The organism is Pseudomonas morbosilactucae (genome assembly GCF_023241665.1).
In the GTDB taxonomy this organism is placed as follows: domain Bacteria; phylum Pseudomonadota; class Gammaproteobacteria; order Pseudomonadales; family Pseudomonadaceae; genus Aquipseudomonas; species Aquipseudomonas morbosilactucae.
Window position 1 is genome coordinate 24,647 of sequence record NZ_JALQCX010000011.1, and the last position, 13,406, is coordinate 38,052.

Here is a 13,406-nt window from a genome sequence, read left to right on the forward strand (position 1 = left end):
GCACGTGGGGCCGTTGTTTGGTTTAAAAAAAGGGGGGGTCAACGTCGGCTGTAGTGCGCCACCAAACGGTCGCCGGTCATCTGCAGGGCCTGTACCAGCACCAGCAACAGCACCACGGTGACCACCATCACATCGGTCTGGAAGCGTTGATAACCGTAGCGGATCGCCAGGTCGCCCAAGCCCCCGCCGCCGATCACCCCGGCCATGGCGGTGTAGTCCACCAGCACAATGGCCGTCACGGTGACCGCCGCGAGCAAGCCACCACGGGCTTCGGGCAATAAGGTGTGGCGAATGATCTGCCAGGTGCTGCCACCCATGGCCTGGGTCGCCTCGACCACCCCGCGATCCACTTCCCGCAGGGCGGTTTCCACCAGGCGGGCGAAGAACGGCGTGCACCCCACCACCAGGGGCGGGATGGTCCCGGGCACACCGAGGGAGGTGCCCACCAGCAAGGTGGTCAGGGGGATCAGCACGATCAGCAGAATGATGAAAGGTAACGAGCGCAGCATGTTGACGATCACCGACAGCACCCGATACACGCCCAGCGCTTCGTGCAACTGGCGCTTGCCGGTGAGAAACAGCAACACGCCCAGGGGCAACCCCAGCACCACGGTAAACGCCAGCGCCGCGCCGAGCATGCTCAGGGTGTCCAGACAGGCCTGGCCGATGTCGGCCCAATAGATGTTCTTGAATAACTCGGCCATGGCTCAGGACCAGTCGTGACGTGGCGGCTTGACGCCGTTGAGCAGCCAGTTGCCGACCACGTGGTACTTCCAGCGCACCGGGTCATGCAGGGTGTGGACCCGGGCATTGCGCCAGTGGCGATCGAAATTATGCGTCTTCAGGGTCGAGCGGGTGCCGCCCAGTTCGAACAGCTTGTTGCTGGCTTCGATGGCGATTTCAGTGGTCAGCACCTTGGCCTTGGCCACCGCCAGGGAGGCCCGAGCGACGTTGTCTTCATCAGGCGCCGGACGCGCCGCATCCAGGGCCAGGCCGGCCCTTTCCAGCAAGGCTTCGGCCGCCTCCAGGCGAATCTCCAGGGCACCGACCTGGATGATGGTCAGCGGGTCCTCACTGGCCTTGTCCACCCCGGCGTCGATCCATGGCCGGGCGTGCTGCTGGACGAACGCAATGGTGTCGCGCAACGCAGCCCGGGCAATCCCGGCGTCGATAGCGGCAGTGGTCAATTGGGCAAAGGGCCCGGCCAGGGTCGGGTGCTCGTAGGAGCGGTAAGTGGGGAACAGGTTGAACGCCGGAACCTGGAGGTTTTCCGCCAGCACCGTGCCGCTTGAGGTGGTGCGCTGGCCGATGCTGTCCCAGTCGTCGATCACCACCAGCCCCGGCGTCCCCCGCGGGACAAACGCCAGTTGCGCGCGTTGCTCCTCGTCCAGGGCCAGCACCGCCAGCCAGTGGGCGTACAACGAACCGGTGCAGTAACCCTTGCGCCCGTTGACCACATACCCCTCGCCGAAGGGACGGATGCTGGCCTGGATATCTTGCACGGTCTTGCCCCCGGTCTCCGACAAGGCATTGGCAAACCGATGGCCTTGCAGGGCCAGGCCAAAGAAATGCGCCTGCTGCTGAGCGCTGCCTTGCAGGCGGATGTCCTCCAGCAAGCAGTAGTGGTTCTGCGGGATCTGCCCCAGGGACGGATCGGCCGCCGAAATGATCGCAATCACCCGGGCCAGCACCGCGTAGGACACCTGCGCCCCACCGAACTCGCGGGGCACGCTGATACCCCACAAGCCACTGTTGGAATACAAATCCACAATCGCCGCCGGCACCTCGCGCGTACGGTCACGCTCGGCGTCCTGCTCCAGCAGTACAGCGGCCACCCGCTCAGCCACGGCAATGGCTTCGGCCGCATCGCGAATGACATGGGCAGCGGGGACATGGATAGGGTAGGCGGCAGATTCAGGCAAGGCAGGCATACAACGCTCTCGGGCGAATAAAGGGGCAATCCCAGTAATTGCAGCTTCTGTGCCGACTCCCCTGCCCACGCCTTTACAAGGCCTCGCGCCTTCCTGCCCCCCCCGATGCCCGGGCTGGGCAGGCAAAATGCTGGATCACTGTTGCTGGGTGAACAGTGCCTGGCTGCTTCTGAGCCAACAGCGGCCACGCCTGAATGCTAACCTGCCGCTTGCCCTCAAGGACCGACAGGAAGCCAACCCCCATGAGCGACTACCTCAAGCTCAATCAAGCCAACTGGGACGAGCGCGCGCCGTTGCACGCGGCGTCCAAGGAATACGCGTTCCAGCGCTATATCGATGACCCCCATCACCTGTCCTGCGTGGTGCGTTTTGACTTGCCCCTGCTGGGGGATATCCGTGGGCTGCGGGCATTGCATCTGCAATGCCATATCGGCACCGACACCCTGTCCCTGGCCCGCCTGGGCGCGCAGATGAGCGGGCTGGATTTCTCCGCAGCATCCCTGGTCGAGGCGCGGCACCTGGCCGAGCGCTGCGGCACGTCGATCGACTATGTCGAATCCGATGTCTATGCCGCCGCCGAGGCCTTGCCGGCCGGCAGTTTCGACCTGGTCTACACCGGCATCGGCGCCTTGTGCTGGCTGCCCAGCATCGACCGCTGGGCGCACAACGTCAGCACCCTGCTCAAGCCCGGCGGCCGGCTGTTCCTGCGCGACGGCCATCCGATGATGATGAGCATCAATGAAGACCGTCACGACGCTTTGGTGGTGGACCGGCCCTACTTCGAACAGCCCCAGCCCATGAGCTGGGACGATGACAGCACCTACGTCGAAACCTCGGTGCGACTCAAGGCGACCCAGAGCTATGAGTGGAACCACGGCCTGGGTGAAGTCATCAGTGCGCTGCTCAAGCACGGCCTGCAGATCACCGGGCTGGTGGAGCACCAGAGCATTCCGTGGGAGGCGCTGCCTGGGCAGATGGTCTGCGACGAGCAGGAGGAATGGCACCTCAAGGACGCGCAGTGGCGCTTGCCCTTGAGCTACACGTTGCAGGCCTGCAAACCCAAGGGCTGAAACCCCGGTGACAAAAAAGCCCGCGGCACCTCAGGGTGCGGCGGGCTTTTTCATGGGCTCGACGACTCAGTTGGCGGCGGCCTGCTGGTCCATCTTCTGCCGCAGGCTCAGGGGCCGCATGTCGGTCCAGACTTCTTCGATGTAGGCCAGGCATTCCTTTTTCAGGCCGCTCTTGCCCACGGTGCGCCAGCCTTCCGGCACAGCCTTGTAATCCGGCCAGATCGAATACTGCTCCTCGTGGTTGACCACTACCTGAAAGAGGATGTCCTCGCGGTCAAATACTGAAGTCATTGCTTGTCTCCATCGCTATAGGGTTGCCTGCGCCCACGGCACAGCGCTTGTGTAGAAGGAACGGATCAGCCCGGCAAAAATTTACAGGCTGGCCACGGCGGCGGCCACGGCCTTGCTGAAGATCTCCGCCACCTGATCGATTTCGGCGGCGCTGATCACCAACGGCGGCAGGAAGCGCACCACGCTGCCGTGGCGCCCACCCAGTTCAAGGATCAGGCCGCGCTTGAGGCACTCGCGCTGCACCACAGGCGCCAGTTTGCTGAAATACGGCGGATGGCCCTGGGCATCCAGGGCGCCGCTCGGGTCCACCAGCTCGACGCCGAGCATCAGCCCGCGCCCCCGGATATCCCCCAACTGCGGGTAATCGCGCTGCAGGATCAGCAAGTGCTCGCGCAGGCGGTCACCCATGGCGGCCGCGTGCTCGGGCAGGCGCTGTTCCTTGAGGTAGCGCATCACCGCAGAACCAGTGGCCATGGCCATCTGATTGCCGCGGAAGGTGCCGGCGTGGGCGCCGGGCAGCCAGGTATCGAGCCAGTCGCGGTAGACCATCACCGCCATCGGCAGGCTGCCACCAATGGCCTTGGACATCACCACCACATCGGGAATGATCCCCGCGTGCTCAAAGGCGAACATCTTGCCGGTGCGGCCGAAACCACTCTGGATCTCGTCGAGAATCAAGGCCACCCCGGCCTCCTCGGTAATCCGCCGCAGCCCGCGCAGCCAGTCCAAGTCCGCCGGGATCACTCCGCCTTCGCCCTGCACCGCCTCGACGATCACCGCCGCTGGCAACTGCACGCCGGCTTCCGGGTCCTTGAGCAGGTTTTCCAGGTAATGCAGGTTGACCTTGACCCCTTCCGCGCCGCCGAGCCCGAAGGGGCAGCGGTAGTCGTACGGGTACGGCAGGAACTGCACCCCATTGCTCAGCAAACCGGCGATCGGCCGCTTGGCCCCCAGGTTGCCCATCAGGCTCAGGGCGCCCTGGCTCATGCCGTGGTAGCCGCCCTGGAATGACAACACCGTGCTGCGGCCAGTGGCGGTGCGCACCAGCTTCAGCGCGGCTTCCACGGCGTCGGTGCCGGTGGGGCCGCAGAACTGGATCTTGGCCTCGGCCGCCAGCTCAGCGGGCAACAGGCCGAACAGGTCCTGGACGAACTGGTCCTTGACCGGGGTGGTCAGGTCCAGGGTCAGCAGCGGTAGCTCGTCGGCCAGCACTTGCTGGATCGCCGCGATCACCACCGGGTGGTTATGCCCCAGGGCCAGGGTGCCGGCACCGGCCAGGCAGTCGATAAAACGTCGGCCTTCAACGTCTTCGACGTGAATCCCGCGCGCCCGTTTGAGGGCCAGGGGAATGCGCCGCGGGTAGCTGCGGGCATTGGACTCCTGGCGGTTCTGGCGGGCCAGCAGAGGCGACTCGGTGAACTGATACAGGGTTTCCGCCGGTGCGGGGCTAAGGCCCACGACCGGGTCTTGGATAAGGCTGGTAACGGCTGACATCTCGCGAACCCTCACGCTGCAATTGAGCAAAACGGCCACCGGCCGGATGCGCAGCCGAAGCAGGGTGCGCACTGACAGGTTTTCCTGTTCTGGAAACGCATCAGCGCAGTCAGGATTTACACCCTCAGGTCGCAAAATTGCACAAAGGCCAATCAGGCAGCGTCCCCCCTGCCGGCAACAGCGCCCTTTACAGGCGCCCGGTTGGCCGGCGATGGCGGTCCTGGGGGCCTTATCGCTGGCAAGGGGGATTTGAGTGCGTGGGGCTTAGGCGCGGTGGGCTGGCAGCGTCAGTTCAACACGCAGGCCATCGGGGCGGCTGTCGAAATGCAGGTCGCAATCGCAGCGCTGGACGATGGCCTGGACAATCGCCAAGCCGAGGCCGCAGCCGCTGCTCTGGCTGTCCCGCCAAAAGCGCTGGGTCAGGTGCTGCAAGTCTTCCGGGGGAATCCCCGCGCCATGGTCACGCACCTGGAACCGCAGGCGACCGGCGATGATCTCCAGGTTCAACTCCACCGGGCAGTCCTCCGGCGTGTGCCGCAGGGCGTTGTCCAGCAGGTTGCGCAAGGCGGCAATGGCCAGGGTCGAGGGCATGTCCACTGACGCGTCGCCCGCCTTCTCCCCCAGGTGCAACTTGACCCGCTGGCGCGCGCCTGCGGCAGCATCCTGGATCGCCAGGCGCGCCACTTGCTCGGCGCTGCACTGCACACCGTCATCAAACGACAGGCTGCCTTCCACTCGGGCCAGCAGCAGCAATTGCTCCAGGGTCCGGTGCATGCGGTCGGCGCCCTCTTCGGCGCGGGCCAGGGATTGGTCCCGGGCCGCGCCTTCGGTCATGCGCGCCACCTGCAAGTGGGTTTTGATTGCCGTCAGCGGGCTGCGCAGTTCATGGGCCGCATCGCCGGTCAGGCGCCGTTCACGCTCGATGGTCTTGCCGATGCGCTGGAACAATTGGTTCTGGGTTTCCAGCAGCGGCCGCAGTTCACTGGGCAACGGATGAATCTGCAACGGCTCTAGGGAGTCGGCGTTGCGCCGCATCAGCGCGTCACGCATGCGGTTGAGCGGCATCAGGCTTTGCCCGATGCCCAGCCACAACAGCCACAGGCAACCGAGCAAGGCCACGCCAACCGGCACCGAGGCCGCCAGCAACACCGACAGGTTCAGGGCCTCGCGCTCCACTTGGCGATCGGCCGTGGTGATGCGCAAATCGCCCCGGGCCAGGGTGAAAGTGCGCCAGGGCGCGCCGTCGATCATCTGGTCGTGGAAGCCCATCTTCTCGGCTTCGAGTTTTTCGTCCGGCGTGCTGTGGCTGCGGGCGAGGATCTCACCGCGCAGGGAACTGACCTGGCAGGCCATGCCCCCGGGGATATTCAACTGTTCGGAACTGAAGTGCGTGCCCTCGCCTTTGCTCGGCAGCGCCGGCAACTGCTCCAGCAAGCCGGCGACCATGCGCGCCGACGCCACCAGGCGCTGGTCGAGGGAGAACATCATCTGGTTGCGCAGATCGCTGAGCATCCAGGCCGCCGCCAGGGCCCAGATCAGGATGAACGCAGCGCCCAGCGTCAGGCTCAGGCGCAAACGCAGGCTCATCACTTAAGCATCCTCCCCGCCCTCGGCCGGCCCCAGGCGATAACCCAGGCCGCGCACGGTCTCGACGATGCCGTTGCCGAGTTTGCGGCGCAGGTGATGGATATGCACGTTGAGGGCATTGCTTTCCAATTCGTCATTGAAGCCATAGACGCTGTCCTTGAGCTGCTCGCTGGACAACACCCGACCGCGGTTGTGCAACAGTGCCTGGAGCAGCGCCTGCTCGCGGCGCGACAAGTCCACCGGCTGGCCGCCGAGCTGGGTTTCCCGGGTGCTCGGGTCGTAGGTCAGGCGGCCGTGTTCGATCAGGTTGACGCTGCGCCCGGCGACCCGGCGCAACAGAGTGTGCAGGCGCGCCGCCAGTTCGCGCAGGTCAAACGGCTTGAGCAGGTAATCGTCGGCCCCGGCTTGCAAACCGTCGACCCGGTCGGTCACCGAATCCCGGGCGGTGAGGATCAGCACCGGGATTTCCAGGCCGTGCTGGCGTTGCTGCTTGAGCAACTTGAGGCCGTCTTCATCGGGCAGGCCCAGGTCCAGCACCATGACATCGAACTCGGCCACGGCTAGCATGGCGCGGGCCGCCGACGCACTGGCGACATGTTCCACCGTCAGGCCCTGGGCGGTGAGACCGGCGACAATGCCACTGGCGATCAGCTCATCATCTTCACAGACAAGTACGTGCATGGTGAGACCCGTAGAAAAGCGTTGATTAAGACGGCGGCGGATTAAGCGGACATTATGCCCGCGCCGCCAAGGGAACAAGGCGTGGCGGTTTAATCGTCGGTTAATCGCCGACCGCCATTGTGCTGCACACTTACCGCGTATTAAGGCTGGGTCATGGCGCGTTTGTTTATTGTTCTGTTCATGTTGTTGTCGAGCCTGGCTCAGGCGGGGGCCAACCCGTTCGAGGTCAAGGCTGAATTCCTGCCCGTGGGCAAAGCCTTTGTCTTCACCTCCCAGCGACTGGACTCGGGGGAAACCCAGCTCTATTGGCAAATCGCCGACGGTTACTACCTCTACCAGAAGCGCCTGAAATTCGATGGCCTGCCCGAGGCGCAAAAGCCCGCCCTGCCTGAAGGCGAGGCCCACAGCGACGAATACTTTGGCGACCAGCAGGTCTATCGCCAGGGCCTGGAGCTCAAGCTCCCGGCCAACGCCAGCGGCACCCTCAAACTGGGTTGGCAGGGCTGCGCCGACGCCGGCCTGTGTTACCCGCCGCAAACCCTGGAAGTCGACCTCGGCAGCAACCCGGCCACCAGCGCCGTACCAAGCGCTGCCCAGGCCAGTGACCAGGCCCTGGCCAGCGGCCTGCAACAGCGCAGCCTGGGCTGGAACCTGTTGCTGTTCTTCGGCCTGGGCCTGTTGCTGGCTTTTGCTCCGTGTTCGTTGCCGATGCTGCCGATCCTCGCCGGCCTGGTGGTGGGCAGCGGCGCCGGCCCGCGACGCGGTTTGGCCCTGGCCGGCAGCTACGTGCTGTGCATGGCCCTGGTCTACGCGGCCATGGGGGTGCTGGCGGCCCTGCTCGGCGCCAACCTGCAGGCGGTGTTGCAACAGCCCTGGGTGCTGGGCAGCTTCGCCGGGCTGTTCGTGCTGCTGGCCCTGCCGATGTTCGGCGTCTTCGAGCTGCAATTGCCGGCGGCCCTGCGTGACCGCCTGGAAAACGCCAGCCGCCAGCGCCAGGGTGGCAGCCTGATTGGCGCGGGAGTGTTGGGCGCCCTGTCGGGCCTGCTGGTGGGCCCATGCATGACCGCGCCCCTGGCCGGCGCCCTGCTGTACATCGCACAAAGCGGCAATGCCCTGCACGGCGGGCTGATCCTGTTGGTCATGGGCCTGGGCATCGGCCTGCCGTTGCTGTTGCTGGTGACCGTGGGCAACCGCTTCCTGCCCAAGCCCGGCCCCTGGATGAACCTGCTCAAGGGGCTGTTCGGCTTCCTGTTCCTGGGCACCGCCATCTACATGCTGCGCCAGGTGCTGGCGGACCCATTGTGGATCGGCCTGTGGGGTGCCCTGGCCCTGGTCCTGGCCTATGCCGCCTGGCAGCACCGGGCGACTGCGGGCCGCGCCATGCACCTGATCGGCGCCGGGGCCTGGCTGCTTGGCCTGTGGGGCAGCCTGCTGGTGATGGGCGCCGCCGGTGGCAGCGACAACCTGTGGCAGCCGTTGAAGGTGTACAGCGGCCAGCGCCTCGAAGCCCCGGCGCTGCATGCCGACTTCACCACCTTCAAAGACCCCGTTGCCCTGCAAAGGGCCCTGGACGACGCCCAGGCCCAGGGCCAGTGGGTGTTGCTGGACTACTACGCCGACTGGTGTGTGTCGTGCAAGGTCATGGAAAAAACCGTGTTCGCCCAACCCCAGGTCCGCGACGCGTTGCAAGGTGTGCGCCTGCTGCGCCTGGACGTGACCACGGACAACGCCGACAGCCGCGAGCTGCTCAACCGGTATAAAGTGCCGGGGCCGCCGAGCCTGCTGTGGATCGGCCCGGACGGCGCAGAACGACGCAGCCAGCGGATTACCGGCGAGGTAGGCGCAGCTGAGTTCCTCCAACACTGGACCCTGACCCGGGAAGCTCGTTGATGCTGACCTTTACCATCGGCACCTTCGCCATTGCCCTCAACCACCTGCTGCTGATCAGTGCCCTGGCCCTGGCCACCCTGGTGGGCTGGCGTGTGGCCAAACGCGGCGGCGATAACCCCGAGTCGGCGCTGTTCAGCCTGTTCCTGCTGGGCATGCTCGCCGCGCGCGTGAGCTTTGTGCTGGTGTACTGGAAGCATTACCGCGACGACCTGTGGCAGATCGTCGACCTGCGGGACGGCGGTTTCCTGGCCTGGCCCGGGGTCTTGTTCATGCTGGTCGCGGCGCTGGCCTGGGGCTGGCGCCGCTCGGCCCTGCGCCGGCCCCTGGCCGCCGGGGTGGTCAGCGGCCTGGCGTTCTGGCTGCTGGCCAGCCTGTCCCTGAACCTCTATGAACAAGGCTCGCGCCTGCCGGACGTGGCCCTGCGCACCACCAATGGCGACACCGTGCAACTCACCGACTACCAGGGCGGGCCACTGGTGATCAACCTGTGGGCCACCTGGTGCCCACCGTGCCGACGGGAAATGCCGGTGCTGGAAAAGGCCCAGCAGCAACGCCCGGACCTGACCTTCCTGTTCGTCAACCAGGCGGAAAGCATGCAGAGCGTCAGCACCTACCTGGCCACCCAGGACCTGACCCTGAGCAACGTGCTGTTCGACGGCAGCGGTCGCCTGGGCAAAGCCGTGGGCTCCATGGCCTTGCCCACCACCCTGTTCTACAGCGCTGATGGCCGATTGCTGGGCAGCCACCTGGGCGAGTTGTCCGAAGCCAGCCTGGCCCGGGCCCTGGAAAGTTTCGGCCCGGTCAATCCCAGCGCGCCCACCCCCACAAGGAAATCGCCATGCCTGTCATCCGCCACCTGCTGAGCCTGTCCCTGGGCGCCGCCCTGCTGCAGGTGCCCCTGGCTCAGGCCGAGGAACTGCCGGCGCCGATCCGCCAGATCGAAGCCAAGGGGGCCAAGATCATCGGCCGCTTCGACGCCCCGGCCGGCCTCAAGGGCTACGCCGCCCAGTACCAGAACCGCGGCATGACCCTGTACCTGACCGCCGATGGCCAGCACGTGCTGCTGGGCAACTTGTACGACGCCAACGGCAAGGACCTGAGCGCCGAGCCGCTGCAGAAACTGGTCTATGCGCCGATGGCCAAAGAAGTCTGGGGCAAGATGGAAAACAGCAGCTGGATCGCCGACGGCAAAGACGATGCCCCGCGCATCGTCTACCTGTTCAGCGACCCCAACTGCCCGTACTGCAACATGTTCTGGGAACAGGCGCGGCCCTGGGTCAACGCCGGCAAGGTGCAGTTGCGACACATCATGGTGGGCATCATCCGCGAAGACAGCCCGGGCAAATCCGCCGCCCTGCTCGCCGCCAAGGACCCAAAAAAGGCCCTGGCCGATCACGAAAAAGCCGGCAAGGCCAGTTCGCTGAAAGCCCTGGCCAAGATCCCCGCGGACGTCCAGGCCAAGCTCGACGCCAATCTGAAGCTGATGCAAGAGCTGGAGCTGTCGGCCACCCCGGCGATCTTCTACTTGGACAGCAAAGGTGAGCTGCAACAACAGCAAGGCGCCCCCTCGCCAGACAAATTGACGCAGATCCTCGGCCCGAGATAAACCGCGAAAAGTTGCTTGGCTTGAGGACCCTATCGCTGGCAAGCCAGCTCCTACAAGAGCAGAACGCCTTAGGCCCACGCACGCCCTCGGTAGGAGCGGCTTGCTGGCGATGGCGCTTATCAGGCCGGCTTGAGGGCTATCGCTGGTAAGGCAGCTCCTACATGAGCAAAACGCTTCAGCTCCACGCACGCCCCTCGGTAGGAGCCGGCTTGCCGGCGATGGCGTCCATCCGGTTGGCGCCTGGCTTGAGGGCCCTATCGCTGGCAAGCCAGCTCCTACATGAGCAGAACGCCTTCAGCTCCACGCACGCCCCTGGGTAGGAGCCGGCTTGCCGGCGATCGCGTCCATCAGGTTGGCGCCTGGCTTGAGGGCCTCCGCTGGCAAGCCCGCGCCTACGACGGGGGTGTGTTTGAGTCGTCGCGCTGCAGAAACAACGGACAGAAAAACCCAGGACTGTTTATGACAACGGTGCGCCGACATGACCGGACTTGCACTTCCGAGCCATCGTTTGAGCGATGGCTCCAATACACTCGCCCGACCTTGAGGCGCACTCAAGCGGTCCGCAGTTCCTCGAAAAAACGCTACAAAAGAAAGCGAACAAGCGCCGTTTCAGACAGCCTTAAACGCCGGGACACAGGGCCAGACAGGCTCATCAGTAGTATTCGTTGGGCCCTTCGCGGGCCAGGATGTTTTCCAGCTCACAGGTGTCGGCCCGCGCTTCAAGAAGGCCGCTGACCTGATCGATCCACACCTGTTCCGACGCGATCCCCGCCCAGGACTGGCTGCCAAAACCGTGGTAAGGCCGGTCGTCAAAGGTGCTGATCAGCAATTGGTTGAGGCGCCCGGTCTCGAGTTTTTTGCGTTGGATCTGCACCTGCAGGGCACCCATCACCTTCTGCTGCTCCTGCGGGTTGGGGCGATAACGGGTGAGGCGCGGCGAGCCCAGCACCAAGAACTCCGGTGGCAGGTTTTCATCAATGGCCGCCTGCAAACGGTAATGACCGTCGAGGATCAGGTAGGTATTCAGGCCGCTGACGTACCACAGCAGCACGGGCGGCAAGGTGCCTTCGCGGGCTTTTTTGCGCCACCACTTCAGCCGCCCGGCCTGGGGGTCCACACCATGCAGGCCGACCACCGCGCCCCCTTGCTCCCCCAACTCGACCCAACGCGCCGCGCCGGACTGCTGATTGTCGAGGATCGTGTGACCGCGGAGCGACCACTGCGGCATATGGCTCAGGGCGTCTTCGCCACCCTTGAAGTACCAGGCGTCGATGCCCTCCAGCAGTGGCCGCATCGGCTTGAGGGATTCCGGGCGCAGGGCCCGCACCAGCCAGTAGCCTGGGTAAAAGAAGTCCGGCTGGTGCCGCAGCAATTGCTCGACGAAGAAGCGGCTCCAGGCCTTGAGGCGCAGAGCCGGGTCAAGGCGGGCCTGCTGTTCCACCAGGGGCGAGTCGATGGGGTCCACCAGGGTTTTCGGCAGTTGTTCCAGCAGGTCATTGCGCACCAGCCACACGCCGTAAAGGCAGCGGGACATGGTGCCCCAGAGCAGGGTGTGCTCGCCCAAAACCAGTTGCATGCGTCGGTTGTTGCCACTGAGCAGGCGCAAGGCCGGCTTGCCGCTGGCCGGGCGCTTCACGTCCACCCCCAGGCCTTGCCAGTGCCCAGCCAAATCCTCGATGTCTCGCCAAAAAATCTGTTCCACGATCGTCCCTAATGCCTAAGCTGCCCTGCGGTAAACGGGCGCGACTATAACGCCTTATCGCCGCCTTCTACAGCGGGTGCTGGCGGCCAATCACCGACTCTGCCTGATCGCCCAGCCCCTGCTCGGTGAGGCAGCGCCGTACGTCTTCGCACCACTGCGGTTCCGAATCCGTGCTGGCCCAGGCATGGGTGACGCAATTGTATTCAGGCCGGTCGTCGAAGGCCTGGATCAGCGCATCGTTAACGCTTTCGATGTAGGTCAGGCGATTACGTGCAGGGGCGTCGCCCCGTTTGAGCAATGAATCCAGCACCCGCTGCTGGTGTTCGGGGCAAGGGCTGATGGGGTCCACCTGGGTGGCGCTGAGGACGATAAAAGATGGCGGCAGGTTCTCGTCGATGGCGGCCTGCAAACGGTAATGGCCGTCGATGACCACATAGGAATCCAGGCTGGCGACGAACCACAACAGGATCGGCGGCAAGCAGCCCTCACGCGCGGTCTTGCGCCACCATTTCAAACGCCCGGCAACAGGGTCCACCGGGTGCAAGGTGATCAGTTTCAGGCCACTGGGCACCCAGTTCAGCCACTGCACGCTGCCGGGTTGCTGGGTGTCGAGAAAATTCGCGCCGTCCAGGCCGTAGCCCGGAAGGTGGTGGTGGGCATCAAGGATGGGCCTGAAAGACCAGGCCGACAGCCCATTGCGCTCGATCACTTGGCGGTTTGAGCCCACGGGGCGCAAGGCGCGGGCCAGCCAAAACCCCGGGTAGAAAAAATCGCCGAGGTGTTCGCTGAGCTGGCGCACAAAGAAGCGGCTCCAGGCCTGGAGCCGCTGTTCGGGGGCCAACTGAGCATGGCGTTGCACATCGGCCGCATTAAGGCCCGGCAACAACCTGCCCTGCTCCCAGCCATTGGGGTTTTTGACCAGCCACCAACCGCTGCAGTTGCGCGCCAGGGTGGCCCAGAATAGTGGGCTTGATCCCAGCATCAACCTGATCCGCCCGTTGCTGTACGCCTGCACATGCAAGGCCGGCCTGGCCACGGCGCCCTCGACCTGAAACCCCAGGCCGGCCCACTGGCCTTGCAGGTCTTTGAGGTCGTGCCAGTGAAGCGACTGCATAGGTCGTCCTTGATGCTGTGCGGCCCTGACGGCGGGCGGA

General features: G+C 65.0%; 12 protein-coding genes. 4 read left to right on the plus strand and 8 right to left on the minus strand.

What is annotated here, in order from left to right:
- Positions 1–38: 38 nt before the first annotated feature.
- Entirely contained in the window at positions 39–704 is a 666-nt protein-coding gene (locus tag M1B35_RS06690) for a methionine ABC transporter permease (RefSeq protein ID WP_268261550.1), read from the minus strand.
- A gap of 3 nt (positions 705–707) precedes the next feature.
- Positions 708–1,931, minus strand: coding sequence for an SfnB family sulfur acquisition oxidoreductase (locus M1B35_RS06695; RefSeq protein ID WP_123328152.1), 1,224 nt, complete (start codon positions 1,929–1,931; stop codon positions 708–710).
- A gap of 242 nt (positions 1,932–2,173) precedes the next feature.
- Here M1B35_RS06695 and M1B35_RS06700 point away from each other — a divergent pair, with 242 nt between their 5' ends.
- Positions 2,174–3,001 carry a class I SAM-dependent methyltransferase gene (locus M1B35_RS06700; protein ID WP_268261551.1) on the plus strand — a complete coding sequence of 276 codons (828 nt, stop codon included), beginning with the start codon at positions 2,174–2,176 and terminating at the stop codon, positions 2,999–3,001.
- Positions 3,002–3,067: 66 nt separating this feature from the next.
- Here the strand turns inward: M1B35_RS06700 and M1B35_RS06705 are convergent, their stop codons facing one another.
- The 4 genes from M1B35_RS06705 to M1B35_RS06720 all read right to left on the minus strand — a co-directional run bounded on the left by M1B35_RS06705 (position 3,068) and on the right by M1B35_RS06720 (position 7,054).
- Positions 3,068–3,292 carry an MbtH family protein gene (locus tag M1B35_RS06705; protein ID WP_123328163.1) on the minus strand — a complete coding sequence of 75 codons (225 nt, stop codon included), beginning with the start codon at positions 3,290–3,292 and terminating at the stop codon, positions 3,068–3,070.
- An 81-nt stretch (positions 3,293–3,373) separates the two neighbouring features.
- Positions 3,374–4,786 (minus strand): aspartate aminotransferase family protein, encoded by a 1,413-nt coding sequence (locus M1B35_RS06710; protein WP_268261552.1) that lies wholly within the window; start codon positions 4,784–4,786, stop codon positions 3,374–3,376.
- A 264-nt stretch (positions 4,787–5,050) separates the two neighbouring features.
- The gene (locus M1B35_RS06715; RefSeq protein ID WP_341870140.1) at positions 5,051–6,376 is read right to left on the minus strand and encodes an ATP-binding protein; all 1,326 of its coding nucleotides are present in this window, start codon (positions 6,374–6,376) and stop codon (positions 5,051–5,053) included.
- Positions 6,377–7,054, minus strand: coding sequence for a response regulator (locus M1B35_RS06720; RefSeq protein WP_123328165.1), 678 nt, complete (start codon positions 7,052–7,054; stop codon positions 6,377–6,379). It abuts the gene before it with no gap.
- Positions 7,055–7,207: 153 nt separating this feature from the next.
- Between M1B35_RS06720 and dsbD the strand changes: the two genes are divergently transcribed.
- From dsbD to dsbG, 3 genes are read left to right on the plus strand one after another with little or no spacing between them, the layout of a single operon-like run.
- Positions 7,208–8,944, plus strand: coding sequence for a protein-disulfide reductase DsbD (dsbD, locus tag M1B35_RS06725; protein WP_268261554.1), 1,737 nt, complete (start codon positions 7,208–7,210; stop codon positions 8,942–8,944).
- Positions 8,944–9,807, plus strand: coding sequence for a TlpA disulfide reductase family protein (locus tag M1B35_RS06730; RefSeq protein ID WP_268261555.1), 864 nt, complete (start codon positions 8,944–8,946; stop codon positions 9,805–9,807). Before dsbD ends, M1B35_RS06730 begins: the two co-directional genes overlap by 1 nt.
- Complete coding sequence (dsbG, locus tag M1B35_RS06735; protein ID WP_123328168.1) at positions 9,783–10,550, plus strand: thiol:disulfide interchange protein DsbG; 768 nt, start codon at positions 9,783–9,785, stop codon at positions 10,548–10,550. The genes M1B35_RS06730 and dsbG overlap by 25 nt, the downstream gene beginning before the upstream one ends.
- 652 nt (positions 10,551–11,202) lie before the next feature.
- Here dsbG and M1B35_RS06740 read toward each other — a convergent pair.
- Positions 11,203–12,252 carry a hypothetical protein gene (locus M1B35_RS06740; protein ID WP_268261556.1) on the minus strand — a complete coding sequence of 350 codons (1,050 nt, stop codon included), beginning with the start codon at positions 12,250–12,252 and terminating at the stop codon, positions 11,203–11,205.
- Positions 12,253–12,319: 67 nt separating this feature from the next.
- Positions 12,320–13,366, minus strand: a complete 1,047-nt coding sequence (locus tag M1B35_RS06745; RefSeq protein WP_268261557.1) for a hypothetical protein — start codon at positions 13,364–13,366, stop codon at positions 12,320–12,322.
- Positions 13,367–13,406: the final 40 nt, after the last annotated feature.

Coding starts and splice junctions, on each gene's coding strand:
- dsbD (WP_268261554.1), top strand. CDS start 7,208: ATGGCGCGTTTGTTTATTGTTCTGTTCATGTTGTTGTCGAGCCTGGCT.
- M1B35_RS06720 (WP_123328165.1), bottom strand. CDS start 7,054: ATGCACGTACTTGTCTGTGAAGATGATGAGCTGATCGCCAGTGGCATT.
- dsbG (WP_123328168.1), top strand. CDS start 9,783: ATGCCTGTCATCCGCCACCTGCTGAGCCTGTCCCTGGGCGCCGCCCTG.
- M1B35_RS06745 (WP_268261557.1), bottom strand. CDS start 13,366: ATGCAGTCGCTTCACTGGCACGACCTCAAAGACCTGCAAGGCCAGTGG.
- M1B35_RS06695 (WP_123328152.1), bottom strand. CDS start 1,931: ATGCCTGCCTTGCCTGAATCTGCCGCCTACCCTATCCATGTCCCCGCT.
- M1B35_RS06705 (WP_123328163.1), bottom strand. CDS start 3,292: ATGACTTCAGTATTTGACCGCGAGGACATCCTCTTTCAGGTAGTGGTC.
- M1B35_RS06710 (WP_268261552.1), bottom strand. CDS start 4,786: ATGTCAGCCGTTACCAGCCTTATCCAAGACCCGGTCGTGGGCCTTAGC.
- M1B35_RS06730 (WP_268261555.1), top strand. CDS start 8,944: ATGCTGACCTTTACCATCGGCACCTTCGCCATTGCCCTCAACCACCTG.
- M1B35_RS06690 (WP_268261550.1), bottom strand. CDS start 704: ATGGCCGAGTTATTCAAGAACATCTATTGGGCCGACATCGGCCAGGCC.
- M1B35_RS06700 (WP_268261551.1), top strand. CDS start 2,174: ATGAGCGACTACCTCAAGCTCAATCAAGCCAACTGGGACGAGCGCGCG.